Origin of the sequence: Nevskia soli DSM 19509, from assembly GCF_000711955.1 — a bacterium.
Classification (GTDB): Bacteria; Pseudomonadota; Gammaproteobacteria; order Nevskiales; family Nevskiaceae; genus Nevskia; species Nevskia soli.
On record NZ_JONR01000035.1, the window covers coordinates 22,467 to 39,394 of the forward strand.

The 16,928-nt window shown below is 66.9% G+C and carries 12 protein-coding genes; 6 read left to right on the top strand and 6 right to left on the bottom strand.

Going from position 1 to position 16,928, the window contains the following annotated elements; translation table 11 throughout:
* The first annotated feature begins 145 nt into the window (after positions 1 to 145).
* Complete coding sequence (locus BP26_RS0117315; protein WP_029921825.1) at positions 146 to 2,383, top strand: NADP-dependent isocitrate dehydrogenase; 2,238 nt, start codon at positions 146 to 148, stop codon at positions 2,381 to 2,383.
* A 75-nt stretch (positions 2,384 to 2,458) separates the two neighbouring features.
* Here the strand turns inward: BP26_RS0117315 and BP26_RS0117320 are convergent, their stop codons facing one another.
* On the bottom strand, positions 2,459 to 4,048 hold the full coding sequence (locus tag BP26_RS0117320) for a DHA2 family efflux MFS transporter permease subunit (RefSeq protein WP_036517254.1): 1,590 nt from the start codon (positions 4,046 to 4,048) through the stop codon (positions 2,459 to 2,461).
* Positions 4,049 to 4,216: 168 nt separating this feature from the next.
* Complete coding sequence (locus tag BP26_RS0117325; RefSeq protein WP_157572586.1) at positions 4,217 to 5,434, bottom strand: hypothetical protein; 1,218 nt, start codon at positions 5,432 to 5,434, stop codon at positions 4,217 to 4,219.
* Between the two features lie 543 nt (positions 5,435 to 5,977).
* Here BP26_RS0117325 and BP26_RS0117330 point away from each other — a divergent pair.
* Positions 5,978 to 9,586: a hydantoinase B/oxoprolinase family protein gene (locus BP26_RS0117330; protein ID WP_029921828.1), complete on the top strand. Its 3,609-nt coding sequence runs from the start codon at positions 5,978 to 5,980 to the stop codon at positions 9,584 to 9,586.
* Positions 9,587 to 9,738: 152 nt separating this feature from the next.
* On the opposite strand, the gene BP26_RS0117335 is transcribed toward BP26_RS0117330, so the two are convergent.
* Positions 9,739 to 10,632, bottom strand: coding sequence for a MipA/OmpV family protein (locus BP26_RS0117335; RefSeq protein ID WP_051749101.1), 894 nt, complete (start codon positions 10,630 to 10,632; stop codon positions 9,739 to 9,741).
* Between the two features lie 123 nt (positions 10,633 to 10,755).
* Between BP26_RS0117335 and BP26_RS0117340 the strand changes: the two genes are divergently transcribed.
* A complete protein-coding gene (locus BP26_RS0117340) occupies positions 10,756 to 11,262 on the top strand; it encodes a GNAT family N-acetyltransferase (RefSeq protein WP_084183184.1) in 507 nt (168 codons plus the stop codon).
* A 136-nt stretch (positions 11,263 to 11,398) separates the two neighbouring features.
* Positions 11,399 to 12,349, top strand: a complete 951-nt coding sequence (locus BP26_RS0117345) for a VTT domain-containing protein (RefSeq protein ID WP_029921831.1) — start codon at positions 11,399 to 11,401, stop codon at positions 12,347 to 12,349.
* Between the two features lie 59 nt (positions 12,350 to 12,408).
* On the opposite strand, the gene minE is transcribed toward BP26_RS0117345, so the two are convergent.
* The 3 genes from minE to minC all read right to left on the bottom strand — a co-directional run bounded on the left by minE (position 12,409) and on the right by minC (position 14,285).
* A complete protein-coding gene (minE, locus tag BP26_RS0117350) occupies positions 12,409 to 12,663 on the bottom strand; it encodes a cell division topological specificity factor MinE (RefSeq protein WP_029921832.1) in 255 nt (84 codons plus the stop codon).
* Entirely contained in the window at positions 12,663 to 13,475 is an 813-nt protein-coding gene (minD, locus tag BP26_RS0117355; RefSeq protein ID WP_029921833.1) for a septum site-determining protein MinD, read from the bottom strand. The genes minE and minD overlap by 1 nt, the downstream gene beginning before the upstream one ends.
* A 108-nt stretch (positions 13,476 to 13,583) precedes the next feature.
* Positions 13,584 to 14,285: a septum site-determining protein MinC gene (gene minC / locus BP26_RS0117360; RefSeq protein WP_029921834.1), complete on the bottom strand. Its 702-nt coding sequence runs from the start codon at positions 14,283 to 14,285 to the stop codon at positions 13,584 to 13,586.
* Positions 14,286 to 14,462: 177 nt separating this feature from the next.
* Between minC and BP26_RS0117365 the strand changes: the two genes are divergently transcribed.
* Positions 14,463 to 15,968 (top strand): circularly permuted type 2 ATP-grasp protein, encoded by a 1,506-nt coding sequence (locus BP26_RS0117365; RefSeq protein ID WP_029921835.1) that lies wholly within the window; start codon positions 14,463 to 14,465, stop codon positions 15,966 to 15,968.
* Positions 15,968 to 16,906, top strand: a complete 939-nt coding sequence (locus BP26_RS0117370) for an alpha-E domain-containing protein (protein WP_029921836.1) — start codon at positions 15,968 to 15,970, stop codon at positions 16,904 to 16,906. The genes BP26_RS0117365 and BP26_RS0117370 overlap by 1 nt, the downstream gene beginning before the upstream one ends.
* Positions 16,907 to 16,928 lie beyond the last annotated feature (22 nt).

Genomic DNA, 16,928 nt, shown 5'->3' on the forward strand with positions numbered 1-16,928 from the left:
GACCGCCGCCGTGGAAAAGTCTCAGGGCGCCTCGAAAACAGAAATTCTGACAGCCCCACCAGCGATGAATGCACTTGGCCGGCCAGATCCGCCAAGCCGGCTATTCCATGACGCGGGCTGGACCTCCCAATCTAGGACACCAACCATGAGTACCCAGCAGCCCACCATCATTTACACGCTGACCGACGAGGCGCCGTTGCTTGCAACCGCCGCCTTCCTGCCGATCATCCGCACCTTCATCGAACCGGCCGGCATCACCGTTGCCACCAGCGACATTTCGGTGGCGGCGCGCATCCTGGGAGAGTTCCCCGAGTTCCTCACCGAGGAACAGCGGGTGCCGGACAACCTGGCCGAACTGGGCCGGCTGACCCTGCTGCCCGATACCAACATCATCAAGCTGCCCAACATCAGCGCCTCGGTACACCAGCTGGTCAGCGCCATCAAGGAATTGCAGTCCAAGGGCTACAAGGTTCCCGACTTCCCCGAGGATCCGAAGACCGACGAGGACAAGGCCATCCGCAAGCGCTACTCCAAGTGCCTGGGCAGTGCCGTCAACCCGGTGCTGCGTGAGGGCAACTCGGACCGCCGCGCTCCCAAGGCGGTGAAGGATTACGCCCGCAAGAACCCGCACAGCATGGGCGAGTGGAGCATGGCTTCGCGCACCCACGTCGCGCACATGCGCCACGGCGACTTCTACCACGGCGAGAAGTCCATGACCCTGGACCGCGCCCGCGACGTCCGCATGGAGCTGCTCACCCGCGGCGGCAAGACCGTCGTGCTCAAGCCCAAGGTTTCGCTGCTGGCGGGCGAGATCATCGACAGCATGTTCATGAGCAAGAAGGCCCTGTGCGCCTTCTACGAAGAACAGATGGAAGACGCCCGCAAGACCGGCGTGATGTTCTCCCTGCACGTCAAGGCCACCATGATGAAGGTCTCGCACCCCATCGTCTTCGGCCACGCCGTGCGCATCTTCTACCGCGAAGCCTTCGAGAAGCACGCCAAGCTGTTCGAGGAACTGGGCGTCAACGTCAACAACGGGCTGGTCAACCTCTACGACAAGATCGAAACGCTGCCGAGCTCGCAGCACGACGAGATCGTCCGCGACATGCACGCCTGCCACGAGCACCGCCCGGAGCTGGCCATGGTCGACTCGGCCAAGGGCATCTCCAACCTGCACGCGCCCAACGACGTCATCGTCGACGCCTCGATGCCCGCCATGATCCGTCTCGGCGGCAAGATGTACGGCGCCGACGGCCGCCCCAAGGACACCAAGGCGGTGATCCCGGAGAGCACCTTCGCCCGCATCTACCAGGAGATGATCAACTTCTGCAAGACCAACGGCAATTTCGATCCGGTCACCATGGGCACCGTGCCCAACGTCGGCCTGATGGCGCAGCAGGCCGAGGAATACGGCTCGCACGACAAGACCTTCGAGATCGCCGAGGACGGCGAGACGCGCATCGTCGACATCGAGACCGGCGAAGTGCTGCTGGTGCAGCAGGTGGAAGCCGGCGACATCTGGCGCATGTGCCAGGTCAAGGACGCGGCCATCCGCGACTGGGTCAAGCTGGCCGTCACCCGCGCCCGCAACTCCGGCATGGAAGCCGTGTTCTGGCTCGATCCGTACCGCCCGCACGAAGCCGAGATGATCAAGAAGGTCGAACGGTACCTGAAAGATCACGATACGTCCGGCCTGCACATCCAGATCATGTCGCAGGTGCGCGCCATGCGTTACACCCTGGAGCGCGCCTACCGCGGCCTGGACACCATCTCGGTCACCGGCAACATCCTGCGCGACTACCTCACCGACCTGTTCCCCATCATGGAGCTGGGCACCAGCGCCAAGATGCTGTCCATCGTGCCGCTGATGGCCGGCGGCGGCATGTACGAAACCGGCGCCGGCGGCTCGGCGCCCAAGCACGTCAAGCAGCTGGTGGAGGAAAACCATCTGCGCTGGGATTCGCTGGGCGAGTTCATGGCCCTGGCCGTGAGCCTGGAAGACATGGGCATCAAGACCGGCAACAAGCAGGCCAAGGTGCTGGCCAAGACCCTGGACGCCGCTACCGGCAAGCTGCTCGAGAACAACAAGAACCCCTCGCCCAAGACCGGCCAGCTCGACAACCGCGGCAGCCAGTTCTACCTCGCCATGTACTGGGCGCAGGAACTCGCCGCACAGACCGAAGACCGTGACCTGCAGGCGCGCTTCGCCCCGCTGGCCAAGACACTGACGGACAACGAGCAGACCATCGTCGGCGAGCTCGCCGACGTGCAGGGCAAGCCGGCCGACATCGGCGGCTACTACCTGGCCGATCGCGCCAAGATGGAATCGGTGATGCGGCCGAGCAAGACCCTCAATGCCGCCCTGGAAGCCGTGCGGGGCTGAACGGCGGCGTATGCCGCAGCCGCGGGTCTGAAGCGATGCAGTGCCCGGGCCGTCGAGGCCCGGGTACGTTGGCGGTTAGTGCCCGACGCCGTCCACCGCGCCCTGCGGCTTCTGGATCAGCGGCACCAGCAGCACCGTCAGCGCCGTGGAGATCGACAGCAGGAAGTACATGTCGCCGTAGGTCATGGTCGAGGCCTGCTGGTAGGCCTGCTGCGCCAGCATGCCGATGGCGCCGGCGGCGCTGCCCGCGCCGAGCTGCGGTGCCAGCATCGCGCTCATGCCGGACAGGGCCTCGCGCACCGCCGGGCGGGACAGGCGCGTGCTCTCCGCCAGCGCCTGCCAGTGGGTCCAGTTGCGCTGGTTGATCAGCGTCGCCACCACCGCCAGGCCGAAGGCGCCGCCGAGGTTGCGGGTCACCGTATAGAGCGCGCTGGCGTTGTTCAGTTCATGGCGCGGCAGGGTGCCGAGGGCGAGGTTGGTCATCGGGATGAAGGCGAAGATCAGGCCGGCGCCGCGCAGGCTTTGCGACAGCGCGAACTCGGCGAAGCCCCATTCCGCGGTGAGCTGGGCATTGGTCCAGGAGCCGATCGCCACCAGCAGCAGGCCGATGCCGATGGTCACCCGCGGGTCCAGCACCATCGCCATGCGCATCACGAAGGGCGCGGCCACCACCATCGCCATGCCCTGCACCATCATCACCTCGCCGATCTGCTGCGGGTTGTAGCCGCGCACCTGGCCGAGGAACACCGGTGTGATGTAGACCAGGGTGAAGATGCTGACGCCGAGCATGGCCGATACCAGGGAAGTCACGGCGAAGTTGCGGTTGCGGAAGGCGCGCAGATCGATGATCGGATGATCCGAGTGGAAACCGCGCCAGAAGAACAGGCTGCCGCCGATGGTCGCGGCCACTGCGCAGAGCAGCACGCTGCGGTCGTCGAACCAGTCGTGGCGCGGGCCGTCGTCCAGGGTGTATTCGAGCCCGCCGAGGAACATGGCGAGGAACAGCACGCTCCACAGGTCCAGCTTCTTCAGCATCTCCGGCCTGGGCCGGTCGACGTCGAGCGTGGCCCACACGATCAGGGCGCAGGCGATGCCGGGCACGAAGTTGATCAGGAACAGCCAGCGCCAGGACAGCGAGTCGGTGATGTAGCCGCCAAAGGTCGGGCCGATGGCCGGCGCCAGCATCGTCGCCATGCCGCCCAGCAGCTGCGGCAGGTTGCGCTTTTTCTCGTCCGGGAACAGCAGGAACATGGTGGCGAACGAAGCGGGGATCAGGCCGCCGCCGAGGAAACCCTGCAGGGCGCGGAACACCACCATCGAGCCCAGGCTCCAGGAGAAGCCGCAGGCCACGCTGGACAGGGTGAAGCCGATCGCCGCGATGGTGTAGAACACCCGCGTCGACAGCATCGGCGCCAGGTAGCCGGACAGGGGGATGGCGATGATTTCGGCGATCAGGTACGAGGTCTGCACCCACTGGATCTCGTCGGTGCTGGCCGACAGCCCGGCGCGGATCTCGTTGAGCGAGCTGGCCACGATCTGGATGTCCAGGATCGCCACGAAGCTGCCGAGGGTGATGGCCAGGAACGCGGCCCAGTCGCGCCACGCGCGTGCGCGGTCGCCCGCAGCGGTGGCCTGAGCCTGCGGGATGGATGCGCCTTGGCTCATGCTCGCGGGTTCGTGCGGAGTGTAGGAAGGTCATTCCATTTCACACGGCCCGGCGCTGTTCAGCCTACCCAGTTTGGGGTAGGGGCGGCGTCTCGAAGCCCAATAAAGAAGCCGCGGGACACTTGCGTGTCCCGCGGCTTGCATCGGCCGCGATTCAGCGCGCGACGATTATGGCAGCAACTTGCACAGCGCCGACAGCGGCGTGTTGGCAAACACGCAGGTCGTGCCGGTGCCGCCGAGGATGCCGGTCAGTACCGTGGTCAGCGGCCCCAGCAGCCCATCCAGAGGCGTGCCGGTGACGCCGCCGGAGGACGAGCCGCCGGCGCCGGCAAGCGCCTGCGTGATCGGACCGAGGATCGCCGGCAGCAGGGTGTTCAGCACCGGGTTGACCACCGGCGCCAACTGGCTGCTGTTGAGTGCGGCCAGCAACTGCTGCTCGCCCTGCGTCAGCGCCGTCGCGACCGTGGCGGCGAAGGTGGCGGCCGCGGTGTCGATCGGGCCGGTGATGCTGCCCGGCTTGCCGGCCTGCGTCTCGATGAAGCTGGTCGGCACGACCTGGGTCAGCACGTTGACCAACAGGTTGTCGAGCAGGGCCTGCGTCGCGCTCTGGAACGCAGCGCTGTTGCTGGTGGACAGGGCATCGACCACCGCGGCCAGGTTGCCGACCGTGACCTTCAGCGTGGTCAGCACGCCGCCGACCACCGGCTGCGAGAAGGCCGAAGCCGGGACCTGGGCCATACCGGTCTGGAATGCCGCATTCAGCTGGTCCACCAGGCTTGCCAGGTCGGCAAGGCCGTTGCCGCCGCTGCTGCCGGCGCCGAGCTGGAGCTGGATTTTCTGCAGGATCGGCAACAGGGCATCGCCCAGCGGAGCCAGCGGCGTGCCGGCCAGCGGGTTGGTGACGGGAACGCTGCCGCCCCCACCGCTGCTGCTGCTACTGCCGGCAGCGCTGCCGCAACCGCCCTTGCCGGCAAGCGAGTTGAGCAGGCCGCCGAGGTTGTTCGCCATTTCCAGCAACAGCGCCTGGATCTGCGGCGGTGCGCTGGCGGCCGAGGCCGGGTTTTGCAGCGCGTTGAGTATGGAATCCACCACGTCGAGCGTGTTCTGGTTCACCACGTCGTCGGTGCACACCAGCACGCCCTGCAGCGGGGTGCCCGCCGTCGCCGTTTCAAGCTGGCTCAGCACACTGCCGGACAAGGTGGTCTGCACCGTGTCGAGCGGTCCTGCGACCGAGACCGTGGTGCCGCTGGCCCCGCTGCTGCTGCTGCCGCTGCTGCCACCACTGCTGCTTCCGCCTCCGCTGGAACTGCCCGAACTGCCGCCGCAGCCTGCCGCGACGACACACGCGGCAAGGGCTCCCGATAAAAGGAATTTCTTGATGATCATCTCCCGCTCCTCCGTGACAAGGTTGTACAACTGCAGCATCCCCAAGCTGGTGGATGCCTGGGCCGACGCTAGGCGGGATGACGCGTGGTTCGGGCCGTATGGCGACCGGCGGTAGCGGCCAGGGGGATACCGTGACCGGCGGTAGCGGCAGGAGCCGCGAACGGTAGGCCAAAGCGTCAAGGATTTGACGCGCCGCAGCCTCGCCGCGCGGGGCCGGTGCGCCGCGGCGGGGCCCTGTCCGTGCCAAACTTGTCCTAAGAGCCTGTAACAGAATGAATCGCGCCTGCGACGGCGGTCATTTTTGCGCAGTGCAAGTCGGACAGAGTGCAGCATGGTGATTCCATGGTGCGCTCTGGCCGGCGCAGCAATGCGCAAAAATGGCCCCGTCCCGGAGGGTTGCGCCCAAAATCGCGCCAGGCTGCGTTGTCAGCCCCAGCCATGGAATCACCATGGCTGGGGCCTCCGCCTTGCCTGACGCGATTTTGGACTGCAACGCAGGTGCGATTCATTCTGTTACAGGCTCTTAAGAAATTGCGGAATACGATGAACGCAACGCAAACACCCCGCTGGCAGTTCTGGATCGACCGCGGCGGCACCTTCACCGACATCGTCGCCCGCCGCCCGGACGGCAGCCTGCTGATGCGCAAGCTGCTGTCCGAGAATCCCGCGCAATACGCGGACGCCGCCATCGCCGGCATCCGCGGACTGCTTGGCGTGGCGCCTGGAGCGGCCATCGATCCGGCGCAGGTCGAGTGCGTCAAGATGGGCACCACCGTCGCCACCAACGCCCTGCTCGAGCGCCGCGGCGAGCCCACCGTGCTGTTCATCACCGCCGGCTTCGCCGATGCCCTGCGCATCGGCTACCAGAACCGGCCGCGCCTGTTCGACCGGCATATCGTGCTGCCGCCGCCCTTGCATGAGCGCGTCGAGGAAGTGCGCGAGCGCGTCACCGCGGAAGGAGAGATCCTGCTGCCGCTGGACGAGGCCGACACCTTGCGCAAGCTGTGTGACGCGTATGCAGCCGGCTATCGCGCCGTGGCCATCGCCCTCATGCACGGCTACCGCCACACCGCCCACGAAGCGCGCGTGGCCGCGCTGGCGCGGCAGGCCGGCTTCACCCAGGTCTCGGTCTCGCACCAGGTCAGCCCCCTGCCCAAGCTGATCTCGCGCGGCGACACCACTGTCGCCGACGCCTATCTCTCGCCGATCCTGCGCCGCTATGTCGAGCAGGTCGCGGGCGAGCTGCGCGGCGTGCGCCTGATGTTCATGCAGTCCAGCGGCGGCCTGGCCGAAGCCGGCCTGTTCCAGGGCAAGGACGCCGTGCTCTCCGGTCCCGCCGGCGGCATCGTCGGCATGGCCCGCACTGCGCAGGCCGCCGGGTTCGAGCGCGTCATCGGCTTCGATATGGGCGGCACTTCCACCGACGTCTCGCACTTCCGCGGCGAGTACGAGCGCGTGTTCGAGACCCAGGTCGCCGGGGTGCGCCTGCGCGCGCCGATGATGGACATCCATACCGTCGCCGCCGGCGGCGGCTCCATCCTGTTCTTCGACGGCGCGCGCATGCGCGTCGGCCCGCAGTCCGCCGGCGCCACTCCCGGCCCGGCCAGCTACCGCAACGGCGGCCCGCTCACCGTCACCGACTGCAACGTCATGCTGGGCAAGATCCAGCCGCGCTTCTTCCCGCAGCTGTTCGGCGCCGATGGGCGGCAGCCGCTGGATGCGGCAGTTGTGCGCGCGCAGTTCGAAGCGCTGGCGCGGGAGATTTCCGCCGCCGTCGGCGAGACGCGCACGCCGGAGCAGGTGGCGCAGGGCTACCTCGACATTGCCGTGGCCAATATGGCCAACGCCATCAAGAAGATCTCGGTGCAGCGCGGCTACGACACCGGCAAATATACCTTGATGTGCTTCGGCGGCGCCGCCGGCCAGCACGCCTGCCTGGTGGCCGATGCCCTGGGCATGCGCGGCGCGCTGCTGCATCCGCTGGCCGGCGTGCTGTCCGCGCTGGGCATGGGCCTGGCCGACATCACCGCCATGCGCGAACACAGCATCGAGCGCGATCTCGATGCCGGCGGTGCTGCGGCCTGCGATGCAGTGCTGCCGGACTTGGGCACGGAGGCAAAGCGGCAGGTGGAAGGGCAAGGCGTGCAGCCGTCGCGCATCCGCCTGCTGCAACGCGCGCACCTGCGTTTCGAAGGACAGGACTCCACCTTCGTCGTTCCTTACGCCAGTCCGGCGGCGATGCGCGAAAGCTTCGAATCGGATTACCGCAGGCGCTACGGCTTCGTGCCGGCCGGCAGCAAGTTGATCGTTGCTGCCGTGTCGGTGGAAGCCAACGGCCTCGGCGATGAATCCCTTGCCGATGCTTTGCCGGAGAGCGGCGTCCCAGCGCAGCCGGCGGCCCAGGTGCCGCTGTACAGCGAGGGCGGCTGGCGCGAGGTGCCGGTCTACCGCCGCGAGCAACTCGGCGCCGCGGCCCGCATCGCCGGCCCCGCCATCATCGCCGACGCCGGCGCCACCACCGTGGTGGAAGCGCAGTGGCAGGCGGAAGTCCTGCCGCGCGGCGAGATCCTGTTGAACCGCGCCGTGCCGCGGCAGTCCACACATGCGCTCGGCACCGCCGCCGACCCGGTGATGCTGGAGATCTTCAACAACCTGTTCATGAACATCGCCGAGCAGATGGGCGCGGTGCTGGCCAACACCGCGCAATCGGTCAATATCAAGGAACGTCTCGACTACTCCTGCGCCCTGTTCGACAGCGCCGGCAACCTCATTGCCAACGCGCCGCACATCCCCGTGCACCTGGGCTCGATGAGCGACAGCATCCGCGCCGTCATCGCGCAGCATGGCGCTGCCATCCGTCCCGGCGACGTTTACGTCCTCAACAATCCCTACCGCGGCGGCACCCACCTGCCGGACATTACCGTGGTGACGCCGGTGTTCCGGCCCGGCCGCGACCGCCCGCTGTTCTACGTCGCCTCGCGCGGCCATCATTCCGACGTCGGCGGCATCACGCCGGGTTCGATGCCGCCCGACAGCCGCACCCTGGAGGAAGAGGGCGTGCTGCTCGACAACCTGCTGCTGGTGCGCGATGGCGAGTTGCGCGAACAGGCCATGCTCGAAGCGCTTGCCGCCGGCCCCTGGCCCGCGCGCAATCCGCGACAGAACATCGCCGACCTGCGCGCCCAGGCCGGCGCCAACCAGAAGGGCGTGGACGAGCTGCTGCGCATGGTTGAGGACTTCGGCCTCGACGTCGTCGAAGCCTACATGGGCCATGTGCAGGACAACGCCGAGGAAGAAGTGCGCCGCGCCATCGCCGCGCTGCACGATGGCGCATTCAGCTGCGAGTTGGACGACGGTGCCCTGATTCGCGTGAGCATCACCATCGACCGGTCCGCGCGCTCCGCCGTCATCGACTTCGCCGGCACCAGCCCCCAGCGCCCCAACAACCACAACGCGCCGGAAGCGATCTGCAAGGCCGCCGTGCTCTACGTGTTCCGCAGCCTGGTCGATGCCGACATCCCGCTCAACGAAGGCTGCCTGCGCCCGCTCACCCTGCTGATCCCGCCCGGCTCCATGCTCAGCCCGCGGGCGCCCGCCGCCACCGTCGCCGGCAACGTCGAAACCTCGCAGGCCCTGGTCGATGCCTTATATGGCGCTTTGGGTGTGATGGCCGCCGCGCAGGGCACCATGAACAACTTCACTTTCGGCGATGCGCGCCGCCAGTACTACGAAACCATCTGCGGCGGCTCCGGCGCCGGGCCGGAGTTCGATGGTGCCAGCGCCGTGCAGACGCATATGACCAATTCACGGCTGACCGATCCCGAGGTACTGGAAGCGCGCTTTCCGGTGTTGCTGGAAAGTTTTTACGTGCGTCGCGACAGCGGGGGCGTGGGCTTGCATCGCGGCGGCGATGGCGTGGTGCGGCGCCTGCGCTTCCGCGAGCCGATGAATGCCGCCATTCTTTCCAACCGCCGCCGCATTGCGCCGCACGGTTTGGCGGGAGGCTTGCCCGCGCAAAAGGGGCGCAACTATGTGATCCGTGCCAACGGGGATGTCGAGTCTTTGCCTGCTACTGCGAGCGTGGACATGCGGGCGGGAGATACGTTTGTCATCGAGACGCCTGGCGGCGGAGGTTATGGGGCGCCCCGCTGAGATTTGCCATCGCAATGCGGTTCCCCTCTCCCTGGGCAGCGCAGGCAATTGAGCTCAGCCGCTGCGCGGAAGATGGCGCGGGCTATATTCTCCGTATCGAATGGACTTCGGCGGATGGACACATGCAGGGCTTGGGATCAGTCAGAGGCTCCCTAGCGGCCCGCCACCGGCATCGACACCGTCTCCTTCGAATGCCAGATCGCCCAGCTGACCCCGGCAAACACCGAGTACCCCATCGTGCTCTTCGACAGCGGGCTGTCCTCGTTGCGAGCCCCGGAGTAATCGTCGATGCGGCCGAAGATGAACAGGCGGAAATCCTTGCCCAGCTTGCGGCCGATGCCCATTTCCAGGCGCGAGCCGAAGTAGCCGCCGTGGGCCTGGTAGGCGGGCCTGTCGGGCAGGGCGTATTGCGGGTCCACCTGGTAGAAATACTGCTGGAAGCGCCCGCTGGCGAATTCCGGCCCGACGCTGACGGAGCCGTTCCACTTGGTACCGAACAGGGAGCGGGTCTGGATGCCGATGTCGGGAGTGAACACCAGGCCCTCGTAGGCGAAATGCAGGCCGTTGAGCGAGACCACCGCCCGCACCGGCAGCTGCAGCAGCACGCTGCTGTTCTCGGATGGGTGGTCGAGGGTGATCTTCAGGTTCGGTCCCAGTTGCAGCAGGTACTTCAGGTCCGGCATGCCGGCACGCGGCCCGGCCGAGTCCGAGTGGCTGGAGAAGGAGACGCCGCCGCTGACATCCAGTTCCATGTTGGAACGCACGTCGGCGCGCAGATGCGCGCCGTTCTCGTCGGAACGGAACAGGTGACCGCGGTAGATGAAATACGGGAAGGGGACGAAACGGGCGCTGTAATTGTCCGCCGCGGGATAGTCCGGCACCGTACCGGCGATTGCGCCGACGCCCACTTCCCATAGGGGCTGCACGGTGTTGCCGATGGGCGCGGAGTCCACGGCGGGGACGGAGTCATCGGCCATTACGGCCTGCGCCGATAGCAGTGCGGTCAGGAGCAGGGCGGTGCCGCGGGCTTGGCGGATGAAATTCACGGAATGCGGATTCCACGGTTGGGGTGAACCTGATTGTGCCTGTTCGGAGCCGCTCGCGGGCGTTCCTGGCTGCTGGCATCATCCAGGCATGAGCACCACCTTTCCACATTGCGGGATTCGTGCATGAACGAGCAGGGCCGGGTTCGGCCGGGGCAACACCGCGACGACGCCGCGATCCTCACGCTGGAGGAGCTGTTTCCCGGCGACCGCATGTCGATGCGCTCGGTGCGGCACTTCCTGAAGTCGCCGTCAGCCCGCACCTGGGTGGCGGAGCTGGAGGGCGCGGTGGTCGGCAACCTGATCCTGCTGACGCGCAGGAGCAGCCGCGTCGCCCGCATCTATTCCGTGGTGGTGGCGCCGCCGGCGCGCGGCCGCCGCTTCGCCGAACGCCTGATCCGCGCCGCCGAGGCCGAGGCGCAGGCCCTGGGCCTGAAGCAGATCAAGCTCGAAGTGCGCGCGGACAACGCCGCGGCGCGGGCGCTGTACGCCAAGCTGGGCTATGTCGAGGACGAGGCGCTGCCCGGCTATTACGAGGACGGCGCGGATGGTCTGCGCCTGTGCCATACCTTCGGCCATGAGCCGGCCGCACCCGCTCCGGAATCTTTACCGTCACCCGCCGAGCGGCGCTGACGTTCCACGGACACAGGCGTAAGATGCGCCCGCCTTGAACAGTGTCCGCGATGCCACCAGATTCACAGCGGCGCTACCAGGGGTGGCAATGACGCCGTATCCGAGGGTCTCGCCGTTTTGAGTTGAGGGTCTGATCGTGACCGCTTTCATCCGCAACCTGCCCGAACACGGCGCCCTGCTGGTATTCCTGGCGGTGCTGCTGGAACAGGCCGGCCTGCCGCTGCCCTCCTTCACCGTGCTGGTCGCGGCCGGCGCCCTGGTGGCCGAGGGCCAGGTCTCGGCCTTCGCGGTGCTGGGCTCGGCCGTGATCGCCGCAATGCTGGCCAATATGGCTTGGTACCTCGCCGGCGTGCGCTACGGCCAGAAGGTGTTGCGCCTGCTCTGCCGCGTCTCCCTGTCCCCCGATACCTGCGTACGCATGACGCAGTCCATCTTCCAGCGCTGGGGCCTGGCCTCGCTGCTGTTCTCCAAGTTCGTGCCGGGAATTTCCCTGGTGGCGCCGCCCATTGCCGGCGCGGTGCGCATGCCCCTGGTGCGCTTCCTCGCCGCCTCCTCGGCTGGGACCCTCCTATGGGGCGTCATTTACCTGAGCCTGGGCTACCTGTTCCGCGACCAGATCACCGCGGTGTTCGACTACGGCACGCAGCACCTGCAGGTGGTCCTGCATGTGCTGGCGGTGATGCTGGTGATGTATATCGCCTACCGCGCCATCCAGCGCTGGCTGGTGGCGCGGGGCGGCGGCGTGCCGCGCATCGAGGCGGCCGAGCTGCGCGACCTGCTCAACCTGGAGCCGCGCCCGCTGATCCTGGACTTGCGTTCCGGCCTGATACGCGACGACAAAAGCGGCGTGCCCGGCGCGGTGGCGGTCGAACTGGCCGAGATCGAGCGCAAGGGCAAGACCTTCCCCTACGATTTTCCCTACGACCGCGACATCGTCGCCTACTGCGCCTGCCCCAACGACGTTTCGGCGGTGCGGGCGGCGCGGGCCCTGCGCCGCCGCGGTTACCTGCGCGCGGTGGTCCTGCGCGGCGGCGCCGAAGCCTGGAATGGCGGGCCCGGGTTCGACGAAGCCTTGTCGGCGAAATAAGGCGGGGAAGGGGCGGCTTTGCCGCTGACAATCCCCGCGTCAGCGCCCGGTTGCCGGCTTCAGTTGTCCGGCAGCGTGATGTTCAGCTCCAGCACTTCCAGGCCGCCCTCGCGCTGCACCGAGAACTGCACCGCTTCGTCCGGCACCTGGATGTACTTGCGCACCACGCCGAGCAGTTCTTCGCGCAGCTTGGGCAGGTAGGAGGGACCGTTGGCCTGGCCGGAACGCTGGTAGGCCACGGCCAGCATCAGCCGGTCCTTGGCGGTCTTGGCGGTGTTGCTTTTCTCGGCGCGGAAGAATTTTAGCCAATCCATCAGTTCGCTCCGAACAGCTTGCTGAACAGGCCCTTTTTCTGCTCGGTGATGAAGCGGTGGGGCACCTCGTCGCCGAGGAAGCGCGCCACCAGGTCCTGGTAGGCGAGGCCCGCATCGCTGCCTTCCTCGCGGATCACCGGCACGCCGCTGTTGGAGCAGGTCAGCACGGTGGGGGATTCCGGCACCACGCCGAGCAGGGGAATCGCCAGGATTTCCTTGACGTCCTCCAGCGACAGCATCTCGCCCTTGGCCACGCGCGCCGGGTTGTAGCGCGTCAGCACCAAGTGCTCCTTGACCTTGGATTCGCCGCGCTCGGCCAGCCGCGCCTTGCTGGAGAGGATGCCCAGCACGCGATCCGAATCGCGCACCGAAGACACTTCCGGATTGGTCACCACCAGGGCCTCGTCGGCGAAATACATCGCCAGGAAGGCGCCCCGCTCGATGCCGGCCGGCGAGTCGCAGACGATGTAATCGAAGTCCTGCGACAGCTCGTTGAGCACCCGCTCCACGCCTTCCTGCGACAGGGCGTCCTTGTCGCGGGTCTGGCTGGCGGCCAGGATGTGCAGCTGGTCCAGGTGCTTGTCCTTGATCAGGGCCTGCTTCAGGGTCGCCTCGCCGTTGATGACGTTGACGAAATCGAACACCACGCGCCGCTCTACGCCCATGATCAGGTCGAGGTTGCGCAGGCCGACGTCGAAGTCGATGACCGCGGTTTTCTTGCCGCGCATGGCGAGGCCGGTGGCGAACGAGGCGCTGGTGGTGGTTTTACCCACGCCGCCCTTGCCGGATGTGACTACGATGATCTTGGCCAACGGTGCTCCTTGGTTAAGCGGTGAATCGAGAATAGGCAATCGGGAAGGGGAAAAGTGAGCGCCGCTGCGCAGTTCCGCCGCCGCTCCTGTCCCGCTTCCTGTACAGGTTCATATCTTGTGCGGCTCGATCTTGAGCCGCCCTTGTTCGAGATAGGCCATCGCGGAGACTCCGCGCGGGCCGTCCTTGATTTGTTCCGATACCGCGTAGATGCCGGCGATGGCGATCAGCTCGGCCTCCAGCTTGCGGCAGAAGACGCGGGCGCCCTCGTCGCCGCGGGCTCCGGCAATGGCGCGGCCGGCCAGCTTGCCGTAGACGTGGACGCAGCCGTCGGCGATGACTTCCGCCCCGGGGCTGACCGTGTTGAGCACCACCAGGTCGCCGTACTCGGCGTAGATCTGCTGCCCGGAGCGCACCGGCTCGGTGATGATGCGGGCCGCCCGGCGCGGGCCGGCCGCGGGCGCCGCGGCCTGGGGTGCGGCCTTGGCCGGTTCCGGCGCGGCTGCTGCGCCCTTGCCCGAATCCTTCGACACCACCGCCAGGCCCAGCCCCTTGGCCGCCGCGGCCAGGGGGCCCTCGGACACCGCCAGCGGCTGCATGCCGACGCCGCGCATCGCCTCCAGCAGGGCCGGCAGATCGGTCTCGAACTCGCTGTCGATCACCACCGCCATGCCCTTGACCGCCTGCGGCATCTGTTTTGCGAGTTGTTCGATATGCGCGCGGATCGCGGCGGTGTCGGGGTCGAGCACCCGCACGCGTGTGATCGACAACATGCGGCCCTTGATTTCCAGGGCGGTGCGGGAACGGGTCATCAGGTTTGCGGTCTTGGATATGCCGGTGATTGTAGGGGACGCGCGCCGCGTGGCTTGGGTTTTGCTTCGCGTTCCTGCTAGGTTAGAGAGCAAATCCCGCAAGATCAATGCGTCGGCGCGGTTTTGACGCTTTGCGGTCCTGCGGTTCCCAAGGAAAAAAAGGAAAAAGACGAACAGATGGCTTTCGAGTGGAGCCAGTACCGGTGTCAGGACGCCTACGACGAACTGTTTGAGAGGCCGGGCGTGCCGCGGGCGGGGGCCAAGCAGCTGCTCAGCTACCTGCAGGGCATCTCCGCCAAGGATCTGGCCGACCGGCGTGTAGCGGCCGACCTGGCCATCAAGGTGATGGGCATCACCTTCACCGTCTATTCCGAGGGCAAGACACTGGATCGCGCCTGGCCTTTCGACATGATCCCCAGGGTCATCGCGCGCAAGGAGTGGGAGCGCACCGAGCGCGGCCTGAAGCAGCGCGTCAACGCGCTCAATCACTTCATCCAGGACATCTACGGCGATCAAAAAATCGTCAAGGACAAGGTGGTCCCGCCCGAGGTCCTGGTCGATTCGGTCAATTTCCGCCCGCAATGCGTCGGCGTGCAGCCCAAATTCGGCGTGTGGGCGCATATCTGCGGCAGCGACCTGGTGCGCGACGGCGACGGCACCCTGTACGTGCTGGAAGACAACCTGCGCGTCCCCTCCGGCGTCTCCTACATGCTGGAAAACCGCATGGTGATCAAGCGGGTCTGGCCGGAGCTGTTCGAGACCAGCAACATCCTGCCGGTGGACGACTACCCGGCCCAGCTCTACGACACCCTGGCGGCGCTGAGCCCGCGTCCCGGCGACCAGCCGAAGATGGTGCTGCTCACTCCCGGCATCTACAACTCGGCCTATTTCGAGCACGCCTACCTGGCGCAGCAGATGGGCATCGAGCTGGTCGAAGGCACCGACCTGTTCGTCGATGACGACGACTGCGTCTACATGCGCACCATCTACGGTCCCAAGCGGGTCGACGTCATCTACCGCCGCATCGACGACCTGTTCATCGACCCGGAAGCGTTCCGCCCGGACTCGGTCCTCGGCGTGAAGGGCCTGATGCGCGCCTGGATCCGCGGCAAGGTCGGCCTGGCCAACGCCCCCGGCGCCGGCGTGGCCGACGACAAGGTGATCTACGCCTTCGTCCCGGCGATGATCAAGTATTACCTCGACGAGGAGCCGATCCTGCCCAACGTGCCGAGTTTCCTGTGCATGGACGCCAAGCAGCGCAAGCACGTGCTGGCCAACCTGGACAAGCTGGTGGTCAAGCCGGCCAACGAGTCGGGCGGCTACGGCATGCTCATCGGCCCGCGCGCCTCGAAGGAGGAGCGCGAGAAATTCCGCGGCCTGATCGAGGCCAATCCGCGCAACTACATGGCCCAGCCGACCCTGTCCCTGTCCACCGCGCCGACCATCACCGACGACGGCGTCGAACCGCGCCACCTCGACCTGCGGCCGTTCATCCTGTCGCGCGGCGAGAGCACCTACGTCACCACCGGCGGCCTCACCCGCGTCGCCCTGGTCAAGGGCTCGCTGGTGGTCAACAGCTCGCAGGGCGGCGGCAGCAAGGACACCTGGGTGGTCGACCTCGACGAGGACCTCGAACAACGCCAGTTGCAGTCGCAAAGCCAGTCCACGGGAGGGCCGCGCTGATGCTGTCCCGCGTCGCCGACAACCTCTACTGGTTCGGGCGCTACCTGCAGCGCGCCGAAAACACCGCCCGCCTGATCAACGTCAACGCCATCCTGATGCTGGACCTGCCGCGGCGCATGACGCTCGGCTGGGGCCCGCTGATCGAGATCGTCGGCGCCGAGAGCACCTTCCGCGAGCATTACGAGGAGGCCACCGAGGAAAACGTGGTGCGCTTCCTCATCGCCGACCCGCGCAACCCCGGCTCGATCCAGTCCTCCCTCTACAACGCCCGCGAAATCCTGCGCACGGTGCGCGACACCATGCCGCGCGAGACCTGGGAGCGGCTCAACGACCTGTATTTCTACGTGCAGGAGCGCGGCGAGGCGGGCATCCCGCGCAACCACCGCCAGGCCTTCCTGAGCGAGGTGGTCAACCGCACCCTGCTGATCTACAGCGTGCTGACCAGCAACATGAGCCGCGATGTCGGCTTCCAGTTCCTGCGCATCGGCACCAATCTCGAGCAGTGCGACATGACCTCGCGCATCCTCGACGTGCGCTCCACCCGTCTCGGCCGCGAAATCTCGGGACCGGACCTGTCGCCCTTCGAAAACATCATCTGGATGAGCGTATTGCGCTCGCTCACCGCCTACCAGATGTACCGCAAGCACATGAAGACGCGGGTCAACGGCGCCGGCGTGCTGCGCTTCCTGCTGCAGAACCGCGAATTCCCGCGCAGCATCATGTTCTGCCTGTCGCAGGTCGCCTCGACGCTGCCGACCCTGCCCGAAAGCCGCAAGATCGAGCGCTCGATCGAGCGCATCCGCGCCCTCTCGCGCGACGCAAACATCGACGCCCTGCTCAAGGCGGAATTCGGCGTGCCGGGCCTGATGGACGAAATCCAGATCGGCCTGGGCGAGCTGCACGAGGCCCTGGCCGCCGCCTATTTCAAAGTGGCTTAGCGGGAAAGGGTGAGCCACTCCA